Source organism: Eubacterium barkeri (assembly GCF_900107125.1).
In the GTDB taxonomy this organism is placed as follows: Bacteria; Bacillota; Clostridia; order Eubacteriales; family Eubacteriaceae; genus Eubacterium_O; species Eubacterium_O barkeri.
Genome location: NZ_FNOU01000002.1, coordinates 13,664 through 33,443, shown reverse-complemented (window position 1 = coordinate 33,443; position 19,780 = coordinate 13,664). Strand labels below are relative to the sequence as shown.

General features: G+C 48.1%; 15 protein-coding genes. All 15 read right to left on the bottom strand.

All coding sequences use genetic code 11. The annotated features are described in order from the left end of the window. Positions 1–7 precede the first annotated feature (7 nt). The 15 genes from lepA to BLU30_RS01240 all read right to left on the bottom strand — a co-directional run bounded on the left by lepA (position 8) and on the right by BLU30_RS01240 (position 19,531). The gene (lepA, locus tag BLU30_RS01310) at positions 8–1,816 is read right to left on the bottom strand and encodes a translation elongation factor 4 (protein ID WP_090242698.1); all 1,809 of its coding nucleotides are present in this window, start codon (positions 1,814–1,816) and stop codon (positions 8–10) included. Positions 1,817–1,927: 111 nt separating this feature from the next. Next, positions 1,928–2,860: a magnesium transporter CorA family protein gene (locus BLU30_RS01305; protein ID WP_090242696.1), complete on the bottom strand. Its 933-nt coding sequence runs from the start codon at positions 2,858–2,860 to the stop codon at positions 1,928–1,930. Between the two features lie 231 nt (positions 2,861–3,091). After that, positions 3,092–3,571, bottom strand: coding sequence for a metallophosphoesterase family protein (locus tag BLU30_RS01300; RefSeq protein ID WP_090242694.1), 480 nt, complete (start codon positions 3,569–3,571; stop codon positions 3,092–3,094). Positions 3,572–3,580: 9 nt separating this feature from the next. Further along, complete coding sequence (rdgB, locus tag BLU30_RS01295) at positions 3,581–4,177, bottom strand: RdgB/HAM1 family non-canonical purine NTP pyrophosphatase (RefSeq protein ID WP_090242692.1); 597 nt, start codon at positions 4,175–4,177, stop codon at positions 3,581–3,583. Continuing rightward, entirely contained in the window at positions 4,174–4,914 is a 741-nt protein-coding gene (gene rph / locus BLU30_RS01290; RefSeq protein WP_090242690.1) for a ribonuclease PH, read from the bottom strand. Before rph ends, rdgB begins: the two co-directional genes overlap by 4 nt. Then, a complete protein-coding gene (gatB, locus tag BLU30_RS01285) occupies positions 4,907–6,346 on the bottom strand; it encodes an Asp-tRNA(Asn)/Glu-tRNA(Gln) amidotransferase subunit GatB (RefSeq protein ID WP_090242689.1) in 1,440 nt (479 codons plus the stop codon). Before gatB ends, rph begins: the two co-directional genes overlap by 8 nt. Positions 6,347–6,357: 11 nt before the next feature. Continuing rightward, positions 6,358–7,806, bottom strand: a complete 1,449-nt coding sequence (gene gatA, locus BLU30_RS01280) for an Asp-tRNA(Asn)/Glu-tRNA(Gln) amidotransferase subunit GatA (protein WP_090242687.1) — start codon at positions 7,804–7,806, stop codon at positions 6,358–6,360. Between the two features lie 9 nt (positions 7,807–7,815). Continuing rightward, positions 7,816–8,103: an Asp-tRNA(Asn)/Glu-tRNA(Gln) amidotransferase subunit GatC gene (gatC, locus tag BLU30_RS01275; RefSeq protein ID WP_090242685.1), complete on the bottom strand. Its 288-nt coding sequence runs from the start codon at positions 8,101–8,103 to the stop codon at positions 7,816–7,818. Between the two features lie 115 nt (positions 8,104–8,218). Further along, entirely contained in the window at positions 8,219–9,904 is a 1,686-nt protein-coding gene (ade, locus tag BLU30_RS01270; protein ID WP_090242683.1) for an adenine deaminase, read from the bottom strand. A gap of 41 nt (positions 9,905–9,945) precedes the next feature. Then, a complete protein-coding gene (gene ligA, locus BLU30_RS01265; RefSeq protein ID WP_090242681.1) occupies positions 9,946–11,943 on the bottom strand; it encodes an NAD-dependent DNA ligase LigA in 1,998 nt (665 codons plus the stop codon). Between the two features lies 1 nt (position 11,944). Next, positions 11,945–14,152 carry a DNA helicase PcrA gene (pcrA, locus tag BLU30_RS01260; RefSeq protein ID WP_090242679.1) on the bottom strand — a complete coding sequence of 736 codons (2,208 nt, stop codon included), beginning with the start codon at positions 14,150–14,152 and terminating at the stop codon, positions 11,945–11,947. Beyond that, positions 14,149–15,297: an iron-containing alcohol dehydrogenase gene (locus BLU30_RS01255; RefSeq protein ID WP_090242677.1), complete on the bottom strand. Its 1,149-nt coding sequence runs from the start codon at positions 15,295–15,297 to the stop codon at positions 14,149–14,151. The genes pcrA and BLU30_RS01255 overlap by 4 nt, the downstream gene beginning before the upstream one ends. Beyond that, positions 15,278–16,624: a sensor histidine kinase gene (locus tag BLU30_RS01250; RefSeq protein WP_090242674.1), complete on the bottom strand. Its 1,347-nt coding sequence runs from the start codon at positions 16,622–16,624 to the stop codon at positions 15,278–15,280. The genes BLU30_RS01255 and BLU30_RS01250 overlap by 20 nt, the downstream gene beginning before the upstream one ends. Continuing rightward, positions 16,608–17,294, bottom strand: coding sequence for a response regulator transcription factor (locus tag BLU30_RS01245; RefSeq protein ID WP_090242672.1), 687 nt, complete (start codon positions 17,292–17,294; stop codon positions 16,608–16,610). The genes BLU30_RS01250 and BLU30_RS01245 overlap by 17 nt, the downstream gene beginning before the upstream one ends. Next, complete coding sequence (locus BLU30_RS01240; protein ID WP_090242670.1) at positions 17,294–19,531, bottom strand: hypothetical protein; 2,238 nt, start codon at positions 19,529–19,531, stop codon at positions 17,294–17,296. Before BLU30_RS01240 ends, BLU30_RS01245 begins: the two co-directional genes overlap by 1 nt. Between the last annotated feature and the right edge of the window lie 249 nt (positions 19,532–19,780).

The window sequence follows — 19,780 nt, the reverse complement described above, 5'->3', positions numbered from 1 at the left end:
CCGCAGGTTAGCTATCCAGCTTAAGCACTGCCATAAAGGCCTCTTGGGGCACTTCCACATTACCGACCTGGCGCATCCGTTTCTTCCCTTCCTTTTGCTTTTCAAGGAGTTTACGCTTCCGGGAGATATCCCCTCCATAGCACTTGGCTAAAACGTCCTTTCTAAGGGCGGATAAGGTTTGTCTGGCAATGATTTTTGAACCGATGGCGGCCTGGATTGGAATTTCAAACATCTGTCTGGGGATGCTTTCCTTTAGCTTTTTCGCAATAGCCCGCCCTCTGGCGGCGGCCTTATCCCGATGAAGGATAAAGGAAAGGGCATCCACCATCTCACTATTTAAAAGAATATCCATTTTCACCAAATCCGAGGGGCGATATTCTTTAATTTCATAATCCAAAGATGCGTAGCCCCGGGTTCGGGATTTTAAGGCATCGAAGAAATCATAGATAATCTCATTGAGGGGCAGCTCATAATGAAGATTGACCCGATTCTCCTCAATATAATCCATGTTCATGTAAATACCCCGCCGCTCCTGGCAAAGCTCCATAACCGAGCCCAAATATTCAGAAGGCACCATAATATTTGCATCGACGATGGGCTCCTCCATCACATCGATTTCCGTAGGATCCGGCAGATTCGTCGGGTTATCAACCCACATTTCCGTTCCATCGTTTTTTATAACCTTATAAATAACACTGGGAGCTGTCGTGACTAAATCGAGATTGAATTCCCGTTCCAGCCGCTCCTGGATGATTTCCATATGAAGAAGTCCCAAAAATCCGCATCGGAAGCCAAAGCCTAAGGCTACAGAGGTTTCCGGCTCATAAAGCAAGGAAGCATCGTTGAGCTGCAGCTTGGCCAAAGCTTCCTTTAAATCCTCGTATCGTGCGCCATCTGCGGGGTAAATCCCACAGAATACCATGGAGGTAACCTTCTTATACCCTGGTAAGGGCGAGGCCGCCGGATTTTCCACTCCGGTTATGGTATCCCCCACCCGTGTGTCCCGAACGTTTTTAACCCCAGCACTCACATAGCCAACATCTCCAGCCGTCAGCTCTTTCCCAGGGATTAAGGCATTTTCAAAAAAGCCCACTTCGTCCACTTCAAAATCCTTGCCAACTGCCATTAGGTGAATTTTCATTCCCGCCCGAATGGTCCCCTGTACCACACGGACCGAGGCGATGACACCCCGGTATTGGTCGTAGTAGGAGTCAAAGATTAAAGCCTGAAGAGGCGCCTCCGTGTCTCCCTTTGGTGCTGGTACATGCCTTACAATATCCTCTAACACATCCTCAATGCCAATGCCCGCCTTTGCTGAGATTAAAGGAGCATTCTCTGCATCCAGTCCGATGATATTTTCAATCTCTTCCTTAACCAGATCAGGACGGGCACTGGCCAGATCGATTTTATTGATAACCGGTAAAACCTCTAAATCGTTGTCCAGGGCCAAATAAACATTGGCAATGGTTTGGGCTTCAATCCCCTGGGAACCATCCACCACTAAAATAGCCCCTTCACAGGCGGCCAGACTCCTGGACACCTCGTAGGTAAAGTCCACGTGGCCCGGTGTATCGATGAGGTTTAAAATATACTCTTCGCCGTCCTGGGCTTTATACAACAGACGTACCGCCTGGAGCTTGATGGTGATTCCCCGTTCCCGTTCGATATCCATATTATCCAAAATCTGCTCTGACATATCCCGCTTGCTCAGTAGTCCTGTTTTTTCAATGAGACGGTCTGCCAGAGTTGATTTGCCATGGTCGATATGCGCAATAATGGAAAAATTCCGTGTGCGTTCTTGTTTAGTTAATGCCAAATTCTTACCTCCAAAGCAAAATTATAACGATTATGAAGCGAACCGATGGAAGTACTGAGTCCCTTTGAAAAGGTCTCGGCACTTCCATCGGTCCGCTTTCTATCCTTTTTATTAATTAAACATATTAAATTTGTACAGGACGAAGGCGCAAACAGCAGTCGCCCCTAAAATCATGATAATGACGGGGGTGAAGCTCGCCATGGGCAGCCCTGTAACATTCATACCATAAAAACTTGAAATCATTGTGGGGATGGCCATTAAAATCGTAATCGCCGTTAAAATCTTCATTACGATATTCAGATTATTGGAGATAATCGACGCAAAGGCATCCATGGTTCCACTTAAGATATTGCCATAAATATTGGACATCTCAATGGCCTGTTCCATTTCGATGAGGACATCGTCCAGAAGATCCCGATCATCCTCATAAAGCTGAACCACCCGACCACGCTGGAGCTTTTCCACCACCAGCTGATTGGACTTAAGGGAAGTGGAAAAGTATACCAAGCTCTTTTCCAAATCCAGTAATTGAAACAGCTCTTTATTCTTCATGGACCGATGTAATTCTTTTTCAATCCGATTACTGATGCGATTAATATGCCGCAAATAGATTAGGAAGCGGCTGGCCACCAGGTATAAAAACTGGAAGATGAATCGACTTTTTAAATTGACAAAGACATGCTTGACCCGTCCCCTGGCGAAATCATCCAGTACGGTATTATTTTGCAAACAAACAGTGATGATATTATCCTGGGTTTCAATAATCCCCACAGGAAGGGTGCTGTACAGCAGCAAGTCTTCATGTTTGTCAACCAGGGGAACATCCACCGTTATCAGGGATTGGCCGGTTTCATCATCCAGCTCCACACGGGATACTTCTTCTTCATCCAATGCTGCTTTCAGAAAATCATCGTCAACGTGGAGGGTTTCTCCAACAATTTGTAATTCTTCCTCTGTGGGTGCCACCAAACTGATCCAGGTGTCCTTTTCAATGGTATCCACCTCTGTAATCAGTCCGTCGATATTTTTGTAGATATTTAGCATTCTGACCTCCTCTAAAAGGCGGCCAGAGATTGAACTATGACCGCCTGAATTTATATTTTGTGTTCATTTTTATGCTTTTCTCTCCAGGGTCCGCGTCCATTAATCCAACCTCCTCGTCCAAATCTACAATTTGGCAATTTTTAATCTTATAGTCTTACTATAGCCTTTTTTCATGGGCTTTGTCAATTGTTTTATCACGAATTAACACTGAAACCCTCAATTATGGTTTTCCTATCTAACGGAATGAATCTCGCCATTCACCATATCATCTATGATGGTAATGATTCCATAGGATTTATCGACGCCAGGATGGCTATAGGTTAGGGCTCCTGGGTTCATAAACAGGATGCCCTCTTCTTTTTCAACCAAGGGCATATGGGTGTGTCCGTAGAGGACAATATCCGCCCCTTCACTTTTTGCCTTATAAAAAAGGGTGTTTAACGACCCTTTTACTCCAAATTCATGGCCATGACAGGCGATGATTGTCTTCCCCTCAAATTGGGTTTTTACAAAATCCTCCCCTTCTTCGTAGCCAATATCCATATTTCCCCTCAGGGTAATAACCGGGATATCCACCATCTTTTTGATGGATTCACCATCCGATACATAATCACCCAGATGGAAAATAACCGCCACCGCCCCCATGGCATCAATGGCTTGCTTTAAGGTCCGGCTATTGCCATGACTATCACTTACAACGCCTATACGCATGAGCACCTCCTAAACTAAGCTATCCAGCTTTGCTTTGGCCAGGGCGATGGCCTGGCCGCGATGGCTGATTTTATTTTTTGCCGCATCACCCATTTCAGCATAGCTTTGGCCGGTGGTTTCTTCAATGAATAAGGGGTCATAACCAAAGCCCTCAACACCGCGAAGTCCATGGGCAATGGTTCCACGAACGGTTCCCCGGCCGGTCCATTCCTCTCCACCCGGGAGAATAAGTGCAACACAGCAAATAAATTCTGCCCCTCGTTCACCGTCCGGTACAGCGGCCATTTCCTTCAACAGTTTGGCATTATTATCGGCATAGGTGACATGTTCACCGGCATAACGGGCAGAATAAACACCCGGTGCACCCTTTAAAGCATCCACCGACAGTCCAGAGTCATCGGCCATAATAATGTCCTGATCACTGACATAGGGCGCAATAGCCCGCACTTTAATGAGGGCGTTATCTTCAAAGGTTTCCCCATCTTCAATAATATCAATATGAATGCCCACCTCACCCATGGTTTTAACCTCATAGGCGTTATCCAGCATTTCTTTCAATTCAATGGCTTTATTGGGATTTCCCGTGGCCAATATGATGGTTTTCATACTTCTATCCCCAATGCTTTCTTTTGGATACGGATGAGATCCTGGATTCCCTGTTCTCCCAGGGCCATCAGATCATTAAATTCACTGCGTGTAAAGGGCCGATCCTCACCAGTCCCCTGGATTTCAATGATTTCACCAGAGCTGGTCATAACGACGTTCATATCTACTGCGGCCGCTGAATCCTCATGATAGCATAAATCAAGTATCGGATGGTCCTGCCAAATACCGACACTGGTTGCCGCGACAAAGCCGGTAAGGGGCATGGTGGTAATCATTTCCTGGTCCTTGAGGTCAAGTAGCGCATCATATAGTGCGATAAAAGCCCCGGTGATTGAAGTGGTTCGTGTCCCACCATCGGCCTGGATAACATCACAGTCAATCCATAGGGTCCGTTCCCCTAAAGCCTTAAGGTCGACAATTGACCGCAGGCTTCGGCCGATTAAACGCTGGATTTCCACCGTTCGGCCATCCACCTTCCCCCGGTTCCGGTCCCGACTTTTCCGGGAGCCCGTGGAGCTTGGCAGCATCTCATATTCTGCTGTGACCCAGCCCCGGCCCTCTCCCCGCATGAAGGAGGGAACCTTTTCCTCGACCATCGCTGTACAGATCACCTTGGTCTCACCCACCTCCATTAAAACAGAGCCCTGGGCGTGCTTGGTGAAATGCCGGGTGACCGTTACAGGGCGGCCTTCATTATAAAGCCGCCCATCAATGCGTTCAATACCAGGCTTATCCATTGAGCTTCCCTTCGACCACCTGACGGATAATGCCGTTGGCAACCTGGGGATTGGCTTGTCCCTTGGTGGCTTTCATGACCTGTCCGGTTAAGAAACCATAGGCCTTTTTATTCCCAGCGGCAATATCCTCCAGGGATTTGGGATTTTCTTCAACGATTTTCTCAATAATCCCTTGGAGCTCACTGGTATCGCTCATCTGTCCCCAGTTGTTCTTTTCAACAATCTCTTTGGGTGATGCAGTGGTTTTAAACATTTCTTCCAGGACACTTTTACCAATTTTACCGCTAATGGTCCCCTCTTTGATCAGGGTCAATAGCTCGGCTAATTTTTCAGGTCCAAAGGAGATGGTTTCCATGGTTAATTCATTTTCCTTCAAAAGGGCTGGAATATCCACCATCAGCCAATTGGAAATTAACTTCGGCTCATTAAAGAGGGCAACAGTATCTTCAAAATATTTAGAGGTAAATTTAGAGGTCGTCAAAACAGCGGCATCGTATTCCGGCAGGCCAAACTCCGACACATAACGGTTACGCTTAGCTTCCGGCAGCTCCGGCAGCTCCGATTTTGTCCGTTTGATCTGTTCGTCCGAAATGACAATGGGAACCAGATCCGGCTCTGGGAAATAGCGATAATCCTGGGCTTCTTCCTTGGAACGCATGGAGGCACTCGCGCCTTTGGCATCATCCCATTTACGGGTTTCCTGGATGATGCGATGTCCCTTCTTGAGCTCGATAATCTGCCGCTTGCTTTCATATTGTACCGCCCGCTGCAATGCCCGGAAGGAGTTGAGGTTTTTCATCTCTGTCCGGGTGCCCAGTACCTCGGCCCCCTTTTCCTTAATGGAAAGATTGACGTCGAAACGGATGGAGCCTTCCTGCATCTTACAGTCAGAAACCCCAACATATTCCAGGATATTTCGAACCTTCTCCGCAAAGACCCGGGCCTCTTCTGCCCCACGAATATCTGGCTCCGTGACAATTTCGATAAGAGGTACGCCACATCGATTGACATCCACCAAAGTGCCATCGGCAGATTCGTGGAGTAGCTTTCCAGCGTCCTCTTCAATATGGATTCGTGTAATGCCGATGGGCTTAGTTTCCCCATTAACCTCGATTTCCACCGTCCCACCGGTACAGATGGGCAAGTCGAATTGGGAGGTCTGGTAGGCCTTGGGTAGGTCAGGGTAAAAATAATTCTTACGATCCATTTTGCTGAAATTTGCAATATGACAATTCAAGGCTAACCCTGCCTTTGTAGCAAATTCCACCACCCGCTCATTCAGGACGGGCAGAACACCTGGCATCCCTAAGCACACCGGACAGGCATGGGTATTTTCATCCGCTCCAAATTCTGTGGAACAGGAGCAGAAAATTTTAGATTTTGTAGCAAGCTCGGCATGGATTTCCATCCCGATGACGATATCGTATTCCATTCTTCCTCCTCCTATTTGAATTGTGGTGCGTGCTGACTTCTGAAGCTAACCTGCTGCTCTAAAGCATAGGCAGCCTGAAGCAGCCGGCTTTCACTGAGTACCGGGCCAATCAGCTGTGCTCCAATGGGCATACCACTCTGGTCCAGGGCTACGGGAACCGAGATTCCGGGAATCCCTGCAATATTCACAGGAACTGTAAATAAATCGGACAAATACATATCCAGGGGATTTCCTATTTTTTCACCCAGGCCAAAGGCTGTGCTCGCACTGGTGGGTGTCAGCATGACATCGCAGGATTTAAACACCGTGGCGTATTCTTCCATGACCAAGGTCCGTACCTGCATGGCTTTCTTGTAATAAGCATCGTAATATCCAGAGCTTAGGGCATAGGTTCCCAGCATAATACGCCGTTTGACTTCGTCCCCAAATCCCTGGGTCCGGGTTTTCCGGTACATATCCACTAAGCCTTCGTATTCTTCCGCTCGAATACCATAACGGATGCCGTCGTAACGGGCCAGGTTTGAGCTGGCTTCTGCAGAGGCAATAACATAGTAAGCGGCTAAAGCATAATCCAACAGGGAAAACTCGACATTGACAATTTCAGCACCGGCGTCCTTCAAGGCTTTGAGGGCATCGTCCATGGCAGCCTGAACCTCAGGTTGGATTCCTTCACCGGCAAAAGCAGGTGCTACACCAATTTTCATGCCCTTTATGCCATCCTTCAAGCCACGGGTGTAATCCACCTGGGGAACAGTAAGGGAGGTGCTATCCTTGGCGTCATGGCCAGCGATAGCGTTTAAGACAATGGCAGCATCCTCCACATCCTTCGTTACCGGACCAATCTGATCCAGGGAGGAGGCATAGGCCACCAGGCCGTAACGGGAAACCAGTCCGTAGGTGGGCTTCATCCCAACCACCCCGCAGTGGGAGGCTGGCTGACGGATAGAACCGCCCGTATCCGATCCCAGAGCGTAGCATGCCATATCAGCGGCCACTGCAACTGCAGAGCCACCACTGGAGCCACCGGGGACCTTGTTTAAGTCCCAGGGATTCTTCGTCTGCTGATAGGCTGAATTCTCCGTGGAGGAACCCATGGCGAATTCATCCATATTGACCTTACCCAACAAAATACCGCCCTGGGCCTGGAGCCGATCGTACACATCGGCATTGTAAGGTGGTACAAAATTATCGAGAATCTTAGACGCACAGGTCGTGCGGATCCCCCGTGTACAGAGATTATCCTTCAGGGCATATGGGATTCCAGCCAGAGGGCCAGCAGTAGAATCCATGGCTTTCGCCTGTTCTAATGCTGCTTCCGTATTGATCTGGAGGAAGGCATCTACTTTCTTTTCCACCGAATTGATCCGTTCTGCATAAGCTTTGGTCACCTCAAAGGCGGTGGTGTCCCCTTTTGCAATGGCATCCTTTGTTTCATGTATCGTTAAATGTGTCAATTCCATAATCCCCTCCTATTCCACAACCCGGGGAACCTTGAAGCATCCCGCTTCAACCACTGGTGCATTGGCAAGGACCTCTTCAATTGGAAGGGAGGGTTTAACCTCATCCTTGCGAAATACATTCTGTACCGGGAGGATATGCTCCGTGGGTTTTACTCCGGATGTATCCAATTGATCTAATGTTTCCATATAATTGAGGATGGCACCCAGCTCATCGGCCAGGCGATCAGTTTCCGCTCCATCAAACTCAATCCGCGCGAGGTCAGCCACATAGGTGACTTCTTCTCTCGAAATACTCATGCTCTATCTCCAATCCTGAAAAATTACATTCATGTTATGATTTTATCGTTGATTCTTTTATTATAATGGAAAGGGATTGTAATGTAAATTACAATCCGGCAATTCAGGCGACTATTTATGCCTGGACCCGCACCAATCCCCGATCTGTCAGCCGGATTTCCGGAATAACCGGCAACGCCATAAAGCTCAGGGTGATGAAAGGATCAATGGTCTCCGATACCCCCAGACCATGGGCCAATGTCAGGAGCTTTGTCAGCCCTCTCTCCATCTCTGGCCAGGAGGCAGTGGACATCAGCCCCCCTACGGGAAGGGCCAAGCTGCCCAAAACAGATCCTTGTGATACCACCACAATTCCGCCTTGTATCTCATGGATCTTTTCCACGGCCACAGCCATATCCCCGTCGTTATCGCCACAGACAATGATATTGTGGGAATCGTGGGCAATGGTCATGGCCACAGCGCCCCCCTCGATACCATACCCTCTAATGGGGGCAACCGCCCGATTGCCATTTTTGCCATAACGCTCGACAACCGCCAGCTTGGAATAAAGCTTAGAGGCTTTGAAAAAGCCGCCCTCTTCTGGTAACTCGGCTTCAAAGGCAAGGGTCCGAATATCTCCCGGAATGATTTCAATGCCAGCACTCTTTTTTCCAGCTTCCAAAGGAAAGGCAAAGTCAGAAGGCTTAATCCCATCCAGCACAACACTATTTAACAAAGTCGGACAAGTCGCCAGAGCCTTGGTATCCGATAAGAGGGGCTGAATGTTTTTTCCTTTTTTGTACACCGCCGTGATGTGGAAGGACTCTAGGTTGTCACAAAAAAGAATATCGGCCTGATAGCCGGGTGCAATGGCGCCATACTGCCTTAATCCATAGGCCTGGGCAGTATTGATGGTGGCCATCTGGATTGCCGTGATGGCATCGTAGCCCACTGCCATGGCCAAACGGACGCAATGATCAATATCGCCCTGGGTTCGAATATCACTGCTGTGGCGGTCGTCAGTACACAGAAGGATGCGCTCGGTGGGAAGATTTTGACCTTTCACGGCTTTTAGGATTGGGACCAAATCATGGGCCGCTGATCCCTCCCGAACCTGTAGATAAAAGCCTGCCCGCAGGCGTTCCACAGCTTCCTCGCCACTGACTGCTTCGTGGTCCGTTTCAATCCCAGCAGCCCGATAAGCCTGGAGGGAAGCGCCGGATAAACCCGGGGCATGACCGTCGATTACCCGCCCCTCACAGCTTTGAATTTTATCGAGAATATGGGCCCTTGCCTGGAGAACATCATCGATGCACATCACCTCGCCAAGGCCAAGAATCCGGGAATGGCCTAAAAAAGGTGCCATATCCTTGGACAAAAATTCACCAGCACCGTTGGTTTCCTGGGCCGTAGCCGGTACCGAGGAGGGGATCATGAAAAACATATCCACCGCTAAATCTGCACTGTCCTCCAACATAAAAGACAGCCCGGTTGCCCCTGCAACATTGACAATTTCATGGGGATCTGCAATGATGGTTGTTGTTCCCCGGGGTGCAATCAAGCCCGCATAACCCGAGGGGGTCATCATGCTCGATTCGATATGGACATGGGCATTGATCAACCCTGGAATCAGGTATTGTCCCACGGCATCAATGGTTTCAAGGCCTTCATAGGCTCCAATACCGACGATGCTCCCATCCACAATGGCCACATCACCCTCTAGAATTTCTTTGGTAAACACATTGACAATTCGGCCATTTTTAATAACTAAATCTGCGGGTATCTCATGTTTTGCCCCACGAATCATTCGTGTTCTGTTCATCCTGTCATCCTCCTCTCTCAGCCCAGGTCAAGGCCCTGGGCTTAAGGCTGTGCAAGCATCGCCAGCAATGCTTCCTCATCAATAATTGGAATACCAAGTTCCTGGGCTTTCGCCTCCTTTGAACCTGGTTTACCGCCCGCCAGCACAAAATCCGTTTTCTTCGAAACTGAGCCCGAAACCTTGGCGCCATTGGCCTCCAACAAGGCCTTTGCCTCCCGCCGTCCCATGGTCGGCAGTGTGCCTGTCAGAACGAAGGTCCGGCCCTCCAAAATACTGGAGCTGCTTTCACTTTTTTCTGTCATATTGACCCTGGCCGCTTTTAATGCCAAAATCATTTCCCGGTTGGCTTCCGTTGCAAAAAAATCCTGAATCTCGGCCGCCATCTTCGTCCCAACATCCTCCACTGAAAGCAGGGCTTCTTCGTCTGCTGCCATAAAGGCCTCCATACTGCCAAAGGCCCGGGCCAAAAGCTTGGCACCATTGGCTCCCACCAGGGGAATCCCCAGGGCGAAAATTAATTTAGAAAGGGGCTGGTCCTTGGAAGCTTCGATAGCTTCCAAAAGGTTATCAACGGATTTTTCACCCATTTTTTCCAATGCTACCAGCTCTGTCTGATGCTCTTTCAAATGATAAATATCCACTACATTGGTTAAAAGTTCTGCATCCATCATTTGACGGATGATGGCCGGCCCCATACCGTCAATATTCATGGCATCCCGGGATACAAAATGTGTCATCCGCCGAAACACCTGGGCCGGACAATCAAAATTCACACATTTGGTCACGGCCTCTTCGGGTAACCGAAAGGTGGGGGATCCACAAACCGGACAATGAGCCGGCATCTCAAAAATTTTCTCTGTTCCATTGCGTTTGCCGGCAACGGAGCGCACCACCTCTGGAATGACGTCTCCAGCCTTTTGAATGATGACCTCATCTCCGATTCGAATATCCTTTTCAGTGATGTAATCCGCATTATGCAGTGTCGCCCTTGCAATAACAGACCCCGCTAAAGGAACCGGGGTGAGCTCCGCCACTGGGGTTAATGCCCCGGTGCGTCCAACCTGAACCGTAATATCCCGCAGCTTTGTCGCCGTCTGCTCCGGTGGAAACTTATAGGCAATGGCCCATCTTGGGCTTTTTGAGGTATCTCCCAATTCTTCCCGATCCCGAAGGTCATCCACTTTAATCACCATTCCGTCAATTTCATAGGGAAGGGCATTGCGTCCCCCGGCTTCCATTTCTTCGATGTGTGTAATCACCGCATCCATGGTACTGCATAGTGTAATGGGACTGGTGTGAAAGCCCCAATGACTTAAAAAGGAAAAAGCCTCTTCATGGGTTTCAAACTGTCGGTTTTCAATCCGCTCCAAATTAAAAACAAAGATTCTTAGGGGACGGGAAGCGGCCAGCTTCGAATCCAGCTGACGAATCGATCCAGCTGCGGCGTTTCGTGGATTTGCAAAAAGGGGCTCATCGGCCAGGGCACGGGCTTCATTAAGCTTTTCAAAGCCAGCCTTATCCATTAACACTTCTCCCCGAACCTCCAGGGTAACGGGCTCTGTCAGCCTTAATGGAATGGAAGGAATCGTCCGCAAGTTTTCGGTGACGTCCTCTCCAATCTGACCGTCTCCCCGGGTGGAACCCCGAACGAAAAGCCCTTCTTCATAATTTAAAACAACGGTCAGGCCATCAAATTTCTGTTCGAGGCAATACACCACATCCGGGCAGATTTTTCGGACCCGTTGATCAAACTCAATGAGCTCCCCGGCGTTAAAGGCATTGGACAGACTGAGCTTCGGGGTCGTGTACACCACCTTTTGAAAGGCTTCCAGAGGGCGCCCCCCCACACGCTTTGTGGGGGAATCCACTGCCGCCCACTCTGGATAGGCTGCTTCCAAAGAAAGAAGCTCCCCCATGGCCTGATCATAATCAAAATCCGACACCTGGGGGGCATCCTCCTCGTAATAATGACGATTCTGGGTTTCCAGGTATTTTGTTAATTCTGCAATACGCTGTTTTGCCTGCTTTGGTGTATCCATTTTAATCTACCTTCGTTACGAATCCCGGGTCCAATTTTTTAATCCCTACCCCTGGAAAAGCGATGGAGAGCTGGTTCGTCTTGACTTCAACGATGGTCCCAATCCCAAATTTTTTATGCTTGACCTTATCCGACGGGGCAAAGCCAGCCGCACTGGCCGGTCGCACCGGGATGGCTGATTGATAGGCCTTCTTCCCGAGGTTGACATTCTGTTCAAAGCTTTGACGCTGTTTTTCCTTTACTCCGGCGTCACGCACGGTGGTACTTCGGGTCTGGGCCTCATTGACTTCCAGGCAGTCCCTGGGGATTTCCTTTAAAAACCGGGACTGGATTTGGGGCCGCCGTTGGCCGAACACCGTTCGTTCCCCTGCCCAGGATAAATATAACCGTTCCTTGGCACGGGTAATCCCCACGTAACAGATGCGTCGTTCTTCCTCAAGCTGCTCATCGTCCCCAGAATTCAGGGAGCGCATATGAGGGAAGATGCCATCCTCCATCCCGGGAAGGAATACCACGGGGAATTCCAGACCCTTGGCGTTGTGAAGGGTCATCAGCAAAACCTTTCCTTCATCCCCATCGTATTTGTCCGTCTCCGAGGCTAAGGCTACGGTTTCCAGGAAGGCTGTTACACTCTGGTCATCACTGGTCCGTTCAAATTCCACCGCCGAGGAAACCAATTCCTCCAAATTCTCAATGCGGCTTTCTGAGTTTTCCATTTTACCCAGTTTCAGCATTTCCATATAACCGGTGCGGTCGATAACACGCTGGATGAGGTCTGCAACCCCTTCGGTTTCCGCCCATTCCTTGAGTTCGGTCATGGTTTCTGCAAAATCTTTGATCTTATTTAAAACACCAGCCCCAAGGGTTGGAATTTCACGATAATGGTAGATGGTTTCCATGAGGCTCCATCCCTTAAACTGGGCAAACTCCATGACCTTTTCAATGGTAACCCCACCGATTCCCCTCTTGGGAGTATTAATAATCCGTACACAGCCCAAATCATCCGCTGGATTCACCAACACATGAAGATAGGTAATGATATCCTTGATTTCCAACCGGGAGTAGAATCCCGTACCGCCGATGAGCTGATAGGGCATGCCACTGCGCAGCAAGGCCTCTTCAAAAAGCCTGGACTGGGCATTGGTCCGGTATAAGACCGCAAAATCCCCAAATTTATAATGCTTCTCCCGACGCAGCTTCGAAATGGTATCTGCCACGGAACGGGCCTCATCGTAGCCCTGGTCATAGGAGGATAACACCAGTTTGTCCTCCCCCGGATTATCCGTCCATAGATTTTTTTCCTTGCGGCCGATATTATGGGCAATAACGCCGTTGGCTGCATCTAAAATGACGCTGGTGGAGCGATAATTTTGCTCCAGCTTAACGACCTTAGCATCGGGATAATCCTTCTCAAAATCCAAAATATTGCTGATATCCGCACCACGCCACATATAGATACTCTGGTCATCATCCCCGCAGACACACAGGTTGTGATGTCCTGCTGCCAATAAATTAACCAATTGATACTGGCTGTGGTTGGTATCCTGATATTCATCCACCAAAATATACTTAAACCGTTTTTGATACTGTTCTAAAATCTCAGGATAGCCCTCAAAGAGCACCAGGGTATTGAAAATCAGATCGTCAAAATCCATGGCGTTATTACTCTTCATCCGTGCTTCGTAAAGATTATAATATTCAGCGACCTTTTCCTTCCTAAAATCACCCTGAACTTCCTTGGCGTACTGCTTGGGTGACTGGAAGGCGTTTTTAGCATTGGAAATTTCCCCAGCCATATAATTGAAAGGATACATTTTATCATTGAGGTCCATCTCTTTAGCCAGGGTTTTATACAGCCGTTTCTGATCGTCCGTATCATAGATAACAAAATTATCGCTGTATCCCAACCAGGCACTGTGCTGCCGCATAATCCGGGCACACATGGCATGGAAGGTATGAATCCAGATACGATTACTCTCTTCAATATTCATGGCCGCAATCCGTTCCCGCATTTCACCGGCTGCCTTATTGGTGAAGGTAATGGCGAGGATTTGGGATGGCCAGGCCATCCCCTCTTCGATAATATGGGCAATGCGATGAATGATGGTTCGGGTTTTCCCCGATCCTGCCCCTGCTAAAATCAGTAATGGGCCTTCTGTGGTCGCTGCAGCCTCCCGTTGCTTCTCATTCAGTCCGTCTAATAAACTCATTCTGCCTCTGTTCTTTCTGTTCCGTAATACAATTGTTTTAACACACCATCCATAGACTTTTCATCCATAGAAATGGGATTTCTGGCCGTGGAGCCCTTAAGGGACCCCGCCAGCAAGCCGTCATAATGTTTAAGAAATTCTTCTTCTGTGATTCCCGCTTCCTTAAAAGTTTGGGGTATTTCAAAAATGGTGTTTAAGCGATGGATCTCCTGGATCACATCCCCACCAATGATTTGTCCCAATGCATCAAGATCCGCTTTGACCTGGGGGTCCTGGGCGTTATAGGCTAAGACGATAGGTAAAGCAATGGCATTCAGCAAACCATGCCCGGTACCAAAGGTTCCTCCAAAGGCATGGGCAATCCCATGGCTCATCCCCAGGCCAGCATTTTGAAAGGACATTCCCGCCAGACTTTGGAAATCGTGGACCTTTTGACGGCTTTCAATATCCCCATTCTTGAAGGAACGGGGCAGCCACACAAACAAGCCTTCTGCTGCCGCCCGGCTAATGGGCTTGCAAAAATCATCGGCGTTGGGGTTAATGTAGCTTTCCAGCGCGTGGGTCAGGGCATCCATCCCCGTTTCTGCAACGACGCTCCCCGGCATGGATAGTGTCAGATTGCCATCCAGGATGGCAATATCCGGAATGAAAGCCAGGGTTTTTAATCCCACCTTAATGTTTTCATCTTCAAAGGTCACAACTGCCGCCCGGGTTACCTCGCTGGCTGTCCCCGATGTTGAGGGTGCAGCCACGAGCGTTATCTTTTGGCGGGTCTCTGGGGCCTGGCCATTTCGAATTTCCTCAATAGTTAATGTTTTATACTCACACAGAAGGGTCATCACCTTGGCAGCATCAATGGCTGAGCCACCACCTACTGCCAGCACCACATCCGGATCAAAGGCTTTCAGACGCTTTGCTCCCTCTTCGACCTCGGCCACCGTGGGGTTTGCCCCAATGCCCGAATAAACATCGTAGGCCTTACCCTGGGCCTTTAAAATCCCTACAATTCCGTCAATGGTTCCGTTGTCGAACATGGCTCTCTTTCCGGTAATAATAGAAAAGCGCTGTCCTTTAATACCTTCAATGGCCTGGATTGATCCTGGTCCAACAATCATTTTATTTCCATTAAACTTCAGTTCTTTCACAACTAGCCTCCTTATCTGTTGAAGAATAAGCGGTAAACTTCACCACCATCGTCGTTCCCCGACCATCTTCACTATTGGCATCAATGACACCCCGATGTCGCTCTACAATCCATTGGGCGATAGACAAGCCCAGTCCCGTTCCACCTTCTTCCCGGGAACGGGCTTTATCCACACGGTAAAACCGTTGGAATACCTTTTTCAAATCGGCTTCTGGAATACCAATTCCCTGATCCGCCACCTTCATCACCACCATGGTTCCAGCTTTTTCAGCACTCACTGTAATATACGTACCAGATTCGCTATATTTGATGGCATTATCCATTAAAATAACTAACAGCTGGGTGAGCTGGCTTTCGTCACCAAAGACTATTAATGGGGTATCGGGCACGTCCACTAAAAGATTGATCTGCTTTCCTGCGGCTACCGTCAGCATTCGTTCTGCGACCTCACAGCACAAAAATCCAAGATCAACCTCTGAATCCTCAATATGGACCTCCCCTGCATCTGCCCGTGCCAAAAACATCAAATCCTCTACGATACGGTGCATTCGTTTAGTCTCGTTGTAGGCATTATTCAGCCATTCCATCTGGCTATTAACGCTTTCCTCACCGTCCCCCCGTACAACCTCTAAATTCGTTTGGATGACGGCGATGGGGGTTCTCAGCTCATGGGAGGCATCCGCCAGGAACTCTTGCTGGTGCTCCATCCCTTTTTTAATGGGGACAAGGGATCGTCCCGACAAGAAATAGCCACACAACCCGGAGGCCACCGCTCCAATGATGACCACAATAGACATGATATTGACGGCATTGGCCAGCACGCTGGATTCACTGGACATATCTTTAATCACCTGAAAGGTTTTTAAACCACCGTCTTTGCCAATAATGGTATAGGTACAGACCTTTAGATTTTGGGTATCCGTACGGTAATTTACTACCCAATATTTGCTTTGCTTCTCCGCCACGTACCGGAGTATCAAATTTTTAAGCTCCTGGGAATCAATGTTCAAATTAGTCGATGCTGAAACTGCCTCAAAATTCTCATTCCAGACCATGTAGGTGACGTTATTTTTATTCAAGCCTTCTAAAAAGGCCTGAAAGTTCACCCGATCCTCTTCCAGCTCTGGTGACTCCGGATCCTCCGATTCTAAATAATCGAGGTTTCCAGCCAGCTGGGCACAGTAAATTTCCAAACTGTTATTGATATCCGAATCCCGATTCAGGCTGATGGTGGCATAAAGCACGACAGCGATGAACACCGATAATCCCAATAGGACTATGGTATTCATCACCGTCAGATTCATGCGCAGTTTATTGAGGCCGGTCATTGTCCGGTTCCTTTAATACGTATCCCAAACCTCGGATGGTTTTGATGATGGTCCGGGAATCCTTAATTTTCTTTCGCAGATAATGGACATAGATTTCCACAGAATTATCCATGGCATTGCTTTCAATCCCCCATATCCGGTCGAGGATTTGTTCCTTGGAAATCGTTATACCTGGATTTCGGATGAACATCTCCATCAGCTGGGCCTCCTTGGAGGTCAGACGCACTGGCTTGGTCCCAATGGTCAGCTCCCCATTGTTGATATTCAAGGCCAGATCCGCATAGGTCAGCACACTGTCTGAGTAAACATCCCAGGGCCGTCGTCCCAGGGCGCGTACCCTGGCAATGAGCTCCTCGGTCACAAAGGGCTTTACCAGATAATCGTCTGCCCCCATATTAAGGCCAGCCACCTTATCCGCCGTACTATCCTTTGCGGTTAACAGCAAAACAGGGACATTTTTCCCTTGGGAACGAATATGCTTCAAGATTTCTAATCCACTCATCCCCGGGAGCATGATATCTAAAATAATTACATCATAGACGTCATTATCAGACAAGAGCTTGCCCTCAATGCCATCATTAACCACATCCACAAGGATCTTATTTTTTTCAAAGATTTTTCCAATGGCTGAGGCCAGGGATACTTCATCTTCTACCAATAGTACCCGCATCAGGATTCTTCACTTTCCTGGGATGCGGCGTCATCAATGACACGCCGGATGGGCTTTTCTACCCGGGCCTCGGCCGCTGCTTTTTCAGCCAGAATTTCAGCAGGGTCCTTCAACCCCTCATCTTCTTCCAAAGCGATGTCCGAGGCTGTTTTATCCTCACCCATATCAGAGGATGCTTCCTGTGTCACCACTTCCTTCGGACCCTCTGAGGCTGTTCCAAGAGCTTGATCCTCTTTTTTGATAAACTCCAAATCTGGTGCTGATTCTTCTTCCTCCTCCAGAATGCGTTTGCCTAAATTCTTATAAACCGGAACACAGCGTTCGTAATTTTCCAGGAAATCATCTGCTGGTAAGACCATCTTATCCATCAGGTAATAAATGAATAATCCCAAATAGTAGGCCTTGTCTGACTCAATGTCGGCCATGTTAAAGTACTTTGAAAAGGCATCCTCCAAGGAGTCCCCTTCTCTGACAATATCCCCTGCCACACGGACCCATTCTCTTGATAGGGTGTCAACCAGGGATTCATTGAAATATCCCCAAAGGATTCCCTTGGCCACACTTAAGTCCCCAAATTTCAAGGCGTTGTTAAGTTCCCGGGCCCCTCGGTTAAAGGCATCCATAATCCGGATGGTATAGGTGGTATCCCCCGTAGGGTGACGATCCCTTCCGCCTGTTTTTTCATCAATGAGCTGGGACAGGAGGAAATCATCCTCTTTCATTTTCTCACGGATGGCTGCCCATTCATCGTATTGGCAGAAGGGCAGATAACTGAAATCACCAAAGAGGCGGTCCGTCACCCGCTTGACTTCCATGAGGCTATCCCGATCCCGATAAACCTGGGTTTCCGCTTCAATGTATTTGTCCATCACATAAAAGATATTGTTCAAGCTGAAGAAGCGATTCATTTTTCCCATCAACTCGATATTTTCACTGTAGAAAATCATACCGTCAAAGGTCCGGTAATCACCGGAGCCTTCAGCAGATTCCTGGTTTTCCGCCAACTGAAGGAAACGGTACCCCTTATAAATGAGATCATTACAGGGATAGTAAATATCGTTGGGAAATTGATCCTCAAAGATATAAATAAATTTTCGTGTCTTTGTGAAACACAGGATATAACCCTTTGTCGTGAAAAAAGCCCAGGCCTTTTCATTGGCATCCTCATATCGGACATTAAAGCCCTCAGCTAACAGGGTATTTTTTGTGAGGAAATCCAGGATATCCTCACGGGTGTTCAGACCCAAAAGCTTAAGATTGATTTCAAAGTTTTCTTCCAGCAATTCAATCGCCAGGCCCTGACTGTCGTAGAGTTCCGACTTACGTCCTTCTGGATCGTTCATCAGATTTTTGACGATGCAAAGCAGAATACAATCGAGGGCAATATCCTCGGTTTTAGTTTCTGGCTGAACCTTGCTTAAATCCCGGAAAACATTACGCTTAATAATGGTCATGGTGTCCCGCTTCCGCCGATCCTTCCGTCGGTTGGCCACTTCATTAAACTGATCTAAAATGCGCCGGATCGTTTTAACCTGTTCCTCATCCACTGCTGAAAGCACCAGATTTTTATTGGCATCCTCCGTGTAAAAGACATTGCGCAGGAAGATTTCTAATACCCCATTTTCTTGACGCAAGGTGTATTCCACTTCCATGTCCTCTTCGACAGGAATAGGTAAAACCCGCCCGGTTTCCATATTTTTTGCGATCATTCCCCGACAACTTAAAAAAAGGTAATGATAGGATCTTGGAATATCATCACTGCTGTTCATCCCGATTTGCTCTAAATAGGTGGTCGTCCGCATGAAATAGCCATGAAAATCGACAACCTGAGCATTTTTCTTGTTAAGGGAAAAGCCATAATCAATAATGCGTTCCACAATCTTTGCCATATCTTCCATGGGGTTGGCGGACCGACTGGTCCGATTGATGATGGTCTGATTTAAATGCGTCCCCACATCATCGTAATTTGGCTCAACCGCCATCACAGCTTCAACGGCCAAAAAGATCAAGGTATCAATATCCACCGATGCCATGTTATCAAAGCCATAATCCTTCTTCAGCTTCTGAATCATGCGTTGGTACATCGTCTCAATTTGATTGATGCCACCTTTGATGACCTGATAACAATCACTGCAAAGGGAATCGTAATGAATCTCGATGCGGTCATTATTGATGGTGTGTTTTCGCCCTAAAAACCCCAATTCTTTACCACATTTTTCACAACAATTCTTCTTCATCAGATGCTCCTTTCCTTTATATGCTTATGGAAATTAATTAATTCGGTTATCTTTAGTTATTCATGGTTTATTTTAACACAAAGTCCTTTAAGAGTTTAGTGTTTTCTTTTGGCGGTTGGGAAATTGTGCGGGATGAGGGGGAGGTATGCTGGACCTCGGTGTGTTGCACCTGGTCCTCGCTGCCTTTTTTTGCTTTGCGCCCTACGCTCATATCGGGCCACGCCTTATAAAGCAAAAAAAATACAGCCC

Coding starts and splice junctions, on each gene's coding strand:
- BLU30_RS01305 (WP_090242696.1), bottom strand. CDS start 2,860: ATGCTAAATATCTACAAAAATATCGACGGACTGATTACAGAGGTGGAT.
- BLU30_RS01300 (WP_090242694.1), bottom strand. CDS start 3,571: ATGCGTATAGGCGTTGTAAGTGATAGTCATGGCAATAGCCGGACCTTA.
- rdgB (WP_090242692.1), bottom strand. CDS start 4,177: ATGAAAACCATCATATTGGCCACGGGAAATCCCAATAAAGCCATTGAA.
- rph (WP_090242690.1), bottom strand. CDS start 4,914: ATGGATAAGCCTGGTATTGAACGCATTGATGGGCGGCTTTATAATGAA.
- gatB (WP_090242689.1), bottom strand. CDS start 6,346: ATGGAATACGATATCGTCATCGGGATGGAAATCCATGCCGAGCTTGCT.
- gatA (WP_090242687.1), bottom strand. CDS start 7,806: ATGGAATTGACACATTTAACGATACATGAAACAAAGGATGCCATTGCA.
- gatC (WP_090242685.1), bottom strand. CDS start 8,103: ATGAGTATTTCGAGAGAAGAAGTCACCTATGTGGCTGACCTCGCGCGG.
- ade (WP_090242683.1), bottom strand. CDS start 9,904: ATGAACAGAACACGAATGATTCGTGGGGCAAAACATGAGATACCCGCA.
- ligA (WP_090242681.1), bottom strand. CDS start 11,943: ATGGATACACCAAAGCAGGCAAAACAGCGTATTGCAGAATTAACAAAA.
- pcrA (WP_090242679.1), bottom strand. CDS start 14,152: ATGAGTTTATTAGACGGACTGAATGAGAAGCAACGGGAGGCTGCAGCG.
- BLU30_RS01250 (WP_090242674.1), bottom strand. CDS start 16,624: ATGACCGGCCTCAATAAACTGCGCATGAATCTGACGGTGATGAATACC.
- BLU30_RS01245 (WP_090242672.1), bottom strand. CDS start 17,294: ATGCGGGTACTATTGGTAGAAGATGAAGTATCCCTGGCCTCAGCCATT.
- BLU30_RS01240 (WP_090242670.1), bottom strand. CDS start 19,531: ATGAAGAAGAATTGTTGTGAAAAATGTGGTAAAGAATTGGGGTTTTTA.